The organism is Frigoribacterium sp. MEB024, assembly GCF_000878135.1.
Lineage (GTDB): Bacteria > Actinomycetota > Actinomycetes > Actinomycetales > Microbacteriaceae > Frigoribacterium.
The window spans coordinates 1-5133 of record NZ_JXQZ01000092.1; the positions used below are offsets into that span (position 1 = coordinate 1).

A 5133-nucleotide genomic window follows, 5' to 3' on the forward strand; every position below is an offset into this window, starting at 1 on the left:
GGGGGCGGGAGCGGGGGCAGGGGCAGGGGCAGGGGCCGGCGCTGGGGCGGGCACGGGGGCAGAGGCAGGGGTGCCGAAGGTCTGGAAGGCGATGCGGCGCTCGAGGGGGTAGGGCTCCCGGCCGGTGATCGACGCGATGATGCTCGAGTTGCGCCAGGCGCCGAAGCCGAGGTCGGGGGCGGTGAGGCCGTGGGTGTGCTCCTCGGCGTTCTGGACGAACAGTCGCCCTCGGCCCCCGTCGATCGAGTAGTCGCGCGCCACGGACAGGCGACCCAGGTCGTCACGGTCGACCCGGTCGCCGAGGGCGTCGAGGAACGACGGCACCCGGGCGGCGTAGCCCGTCGCGACGACGAGCGCGTCCGTGCGGCGCGTGGTCGTGGTCCCGAGCTGCGCGTGCCGCACGGTCAGCTCGAGCTGCTCGTCGGCGTCGACCCACCGGGCGTCGACCAGCTCGGTCTCGGTCAGCAGGGTCGAGTCGACCGGCCCGTCGACGCTCAGCCGGTAGAGCGTGTCGTACACGTCGTCGACGAGGTCGCCGCTGATGCCCTTGTAGAGGCTGCGTTGCTCGCGGCCGAGCCGGTCGCGGGTCTCGCGCGGCAGCGAGTGGAAGTGGTCGGTGTACTCGGGGCTCGTGAGCTCGAGCGTGAGCTTCGTGTACTCCATCGGGAAGAACCGAGGCGAACGGGTGACCCAGTCGAGCCGGTGCCCCGGGCGGTCGCCGACGCGGGTCGTGTCGAGCAGGTCGCGGTAGATCTCGGCGGCCGACTGCCCGCTGCCGACGATCGTCACCGAGTCGGCGGCGCGCAGGCGGTCCCGGGCCCTCAGGTAGCCGGCGCTGTGCACGACCGGACCGGTGGCGTCGCCCCGACCGACGAGGTGCCGCAACCCCTCGGGGAGGCGCGGCTCGGTGCCCACCCCCAGCACGACGTGTCGGGCGTGCCAGGTCTCGACGGCCTGGTCGGCAGCGCGTCGCGAGGTCACGACGTACGTCCCGTCGGGCTGCTCGTCGACGCTCGTGACGCGACGACCCCACCGCAGGGTGTCGAGCTGGTCGGCGACCCAGCGGCAGTAGGCGTCGTACTCGGCGCGGAGCGGGGAGAACTCCTCGCGGATGTAGAACGGGTAGAGCCGCTCGGTCGTCTTCAGCCAGTTCAGGAAGCCGAAGCGCGAGGTCGGGTCGGCCATCGTCACGAGGTCGGCCAGGAACGGCACCTGGATCGTCGCACCTTCGATCATCATGCCGGGGTGCCAGGCGAAGCCGTCGTTCTCGTCGAGGAACACCGCGTCGACGTCGTCGAGCGGATCGGTCAGGGCGGCCAGGCCGAGGTTGAACGGGCCGAGGCCGATGCCGACCAGGTCGTGGAGGTGCGCGGCGTCGCGGGGTGCGGTGGTGGTGGCGGCGGTCATCGGGCGGCCTCCGTCCCGGCGGCGACGAGGGCGGGGCCGTCGCTCTCGAGCAGGGCCCACGAGGAGGCGCGGACCAGCTCGAGCACGCCCCTCACGTCGTCGAGACCCGCGTCGGGGTTGAGCAGCGTCAGCTTGAGGCAGGGACGCCCGTCGACCACGGTCTTCGCGACGATCGCCCTGCCGGACTCGAAGAGCACGCGTCGGACGAGCGGGACGAGTCGGTCGGCGGTGGTGTCGTCGACGTCCGACGGCTGCCAGCGGAACAGCGCCGTGCTGAGCTGCGTCTCGGCGAGGAGGACGAACTCGTCGTCGCCCCGCAGCAGGTCGTGTGCCTCGGCCGCGAGGTCGACCACCCGGTCGACCAGCTCGCCCACGCCGTCGGGGCCGAGGGCGCGCAGCGTCGCCCAGAGCTTGAGCGCGTCGAACCGGCGGGTGGTCTGCAGCGACTTCGAGACCTGGTTCGGTTCGGGGTCGGAGAGCGGGTTGAGGTAGTCCGCGTGCCAGGCGACCGGGTCGAGGTCGTGCCCGTCGCGCACGATCAACGCACTCGACGACACCGGCTGGAAGAACGTCTTGTGGAAGTCGACCGTGACCGACCGGGCGTGCTCGATGCCGTCGAGCAGGTGCCGCCGCGTCGGCGAGACGAGCAGGCCGCCGCCGTAGGCCGCGTCGACGTGCAGCCAGACGCCGGTGCGGTCGCAGACCTCGGCGATCGCGGCGAGCGGGTCGAGGCAGCCGCGGTCGGTCGTGCCGGCCGTCGCCACCACGGCGACCGGCAGGTGTCCGGCCTGCACGAGGGCGTCCAGGGTGACGGCGAGTACCGCGGGCAGCATCCGACCGGCGTCGTCGGTGGGGACGGTCACGACGGCGTCCTCGCCGAGCCCGAGCAGGCGGGCCGACTTCTGCACGCTGAAGTGGCTCTCGGCGGTGGCGACCACGACCATGCGGCCGAGCAGGTCGTGCAGCGCCGTGGCGCGCGGGACGGGGCGGTGACCGGGGGCGGCCGTGTTCCGCAGCCGCGCCTCCTCGTCCCGGGCGTCGGCGCGGGCACGGGCCGTGGCGTGTTCGCGGGCGAGCAGCAGGGCGTGCAGGTTCGACTGGGTGCCGCCCGAGGTGAAGACGCCGTCGCGGGTGGCCGGATCGAAGCCGATGCGCTCGGCCGTCCAGTCGACGAGGCGACGCTCGATCAGGGTGCCGACGGCCGACTGGTCGTAGGTGTCCACCGACGGGTTGACCGCGGCCAGTACGGCCTCGGCGGCGACCGCCGGCAGGGCGACCGGGCAGTTGAGGTGTGACTGGTAGGCGGGGTCGTGGAACCAGACCGCGTTCGCCGTGAAGAGCTCGTCGACCTCGCGCAGGGCGTCGTCCGTGCCGGTGCCCGGTGCATCGAGGTCGACGGAGTCGACGAGGTGCTGCAGGTGCGCGCGGCTCTCACCCGAGAAGGGTTGGCGCGTCGTGCGGAAGCGGTCGGCGATGCGCGTGACGGCGGCGCCGGTGAGGCGTTCGTACTCGTCGGCGGTCGCGGTGGTCAGCAGTGCGGACGCGTGGCGTTCGGACACGGGTCTCCTTCGGATCGTGGTGGAGCGGTGGGGCATGGCGCGGTTGCGCGGTTTCGCGGTTTGGCGGGTCATGCGGGTCGGGCGGGCGGTTGGACGCCGACGTGCCCGTCGGGGGCGTGGTCGACGACGTCGGATGCGGCCCGCGGTTCGTTAGGTTAGCCTTACCTTATGTCGACCCGCCGCCCGCCCGTCAAGCCCGCCGACCCCCGAGTGCACCGTCTCGAGGTGCTGCGTTCGGAGCGCGTCTCGCCGAGCTTCCAGCGCGTCACCGTCGTCGGTGACGACCTTCACGAGTTCGGCGACATGGGCTTCGACCAGTGGTTCCGGCTGTTCCTACCGGTGCCCGGCAACGACTCGTTGCGGCTGCCGCGGGCGACCACGTCGCTCTGGTACGCGCAGTACCTGGCGATCCCCGAGGCCGAGCGGCCGCACTGCGCGAACTACACGGTGCGCGAGTTCCGGCCGGCGGGTTCGGCCGGGACGGAAGCGGGTGCGGGTGCGGCCGGGGCGTCGCGCGCCGAGCTCGACATCGACTTCGTGTTGCACCGTGGCGAGTCCGGCGAACTCGAAGGAGGCGCGGCGATCTGGGCCTGCGCCGCCCGCCCCGGCGACGCCCTCGGCCTGCTCGACCAGGGCGTGCTGTTCAACGCCCCCGACGACGCGACCGAGATCCACCTGGTCGCCGACGAGACCGGGCTGCCGGGGACCGAAGGCATCGTGCGATCGCTGCACCGCGCCTCCGTGGGATCGGTGATCCAGGAGGTGCCGACCCGGGCCGACGTGCGTCCGCTCGACGCGCCCGACGGCGTCGAGGTGACGTGGGTGGTGCGGGACGAGCTCGACGCCCGGGCGCTCGGCGTCCTGGGGTCCGGCACCCGGGCGCTCGGCGGCGACGACGACGCAGACGATCGGGGCGCCGGTGGCGCCGGGGGCGTCGCGCCGGGGGAGGGGGCGCTCGCCGCACTGCTCTCGCGGTCGGCGGCCGACCCACGGGCCTACGCCTATGTCGTGGGCGAGTCCGCGCTGGCGACCGGCGGGCGGCGGCACCTGCACGCGGCGGGCCTGCCGAAGAACCGCATCACGTTCTCGGGGTACTGGAAGCGCTGAGTCCGGGGCCCGCCGGCGAGGTCGCACCACCGTCGCGTCGTCGAACCACCTACTCGCGTGGTTCGACGACACGACGGTGGTGCGACGTGGTCCCTGACCATGGCGCTCGAGGGCGAACCGGTCACCAGGCCGCGGGCAGCGGGTCGCCGGCCGCAGGCGGGTGCTCGACGAGGGCGACGGCGTCGTCTCGGTCGACGTGGCCGGGGAAGTTGTAGCGCGCGAACCGGCCGGTCGGGTCGTGGATCGAGGTCGGCATGGCGACGGAGGTGCGGCGCAGCGCCTCCGCCAACACGGCGGTCGAGGTCGGGTCGAGGGTCGCGTCCTTCCGGTCGCGCAGGATGAAGTCGACCCGCGCCTCCTTGGCGGTCAGGCGGAGCACGAGCACGCGGCCGCCGTTGCCGACCGGGGCCGTCGTCAGGACGGCACGGTCGACCCGGGCCAGGGGGACGGGGCGGCGGGTGCCGGCGCGCAGCTGCCCGGAGTCGAGGTCGATCCAGGGCTGCGGGGCCCGGGCGTTCCGGATCACCGTGATCAGCGCGAAGATCCCGACCGTCACCCCGACGGCCACCAACAGGGCGAGATCCCACCGGAAGTTGATCTCGGCGATGCGGAAGACGAACTGGACTGCCTGGATCGCCGCGAAGGAGGCGAACGCGGTCGTCGCCCCGACCCACGTCGACCACCAGCGGCGCTCGCCGACGCGCACCCAGCCGTGCGGGAGCCCGGCGGGTGCCGGGTCGGTCGCGTCGGGGGCGGGGGCGGGGTCGCTCGGGTCGGTCGGTGCGGGGGCGCTCGCTCGGGCCGGGGCGGTCGGGTCGCGCTCGGTCGAGTCCTCAGGAGGCGCGGGCGCGTCGTCGGGATCGCTCACCTCGCCGACGCTACCGGGGTCTGCGGCGTGAGGTCCGGGGCACGAGTCGCACCGTCGGATGAACGTCGCACCGTGCACAGGGGCGGTGCGACGTTCATCCGACGGAGCGACTCGTGCTCGCGTCGGGGGCCCGTGCCCCGTGCGGCGTGCCGAACCCGACCGCCCGTGCCCCGTGCGGCGTGCCGAACCCGA

4 protein-coding genes are annotated in these 5133 nt (G+C 73.7%); 1 reads left to right on the forward strand and 3 read right to left on the reverse strand.

Annotation, left to right across the window (positions count from 1 at the left end):
* Window positions 1-1407 (reverse strand): lysine N(6)-hydroxylase/L-ornithine N(5)-oxygenase family protein (locus SZ60_RS13900; protein ID WP_043596865.1); only part of this gene is annotated, 1407 nt, incomplete at its 3' end.
* Entirely contained in the window at window positions 1404-3002 is a 1599-nt protein-coding gene (locus tag SZ60_RS13905) for a pyridoxal-dependent decarboxylase (protein WP_043596870.1), read from the reverse strand. The genes SZ60_RS13900 and SZ60_RS13905, both read right to left, overlap by 4 nt.
* Window positions 3003-3134: 132 nt before the next feature.
* On the opposite strand from SZ60_RS13905, the gene SZ60_RS13910 reads away from it, so the two are divergent.
* Entirely contained in the window at window positions 3135-4073 is a 939-nt protein-coding gene (locus SZ60_RS13910) for a siderophore-interacting protein (protein ID WP_043596866.1), read from the forward strand.
* A gap of 121 nt (window positions 4074-4194) precedes the next feature.
* Here SZ60_RS13910 and SZ60_RS13915 read toward each other — a convergent pair whose 3' ends face one another.
* Window positions 4195-4941: a hypothetical protein gene (locus tag SZ60_RS13915; RefSeq protein WP_156155619.1), complete on the reverse strand. Its 747-nt coding sequence runs from the start codon at window positions 4939-4941 to the stop codon at window positions 4195-4197.
* Window positions 4942-5133: the final 192 nt, after the last annotated feature.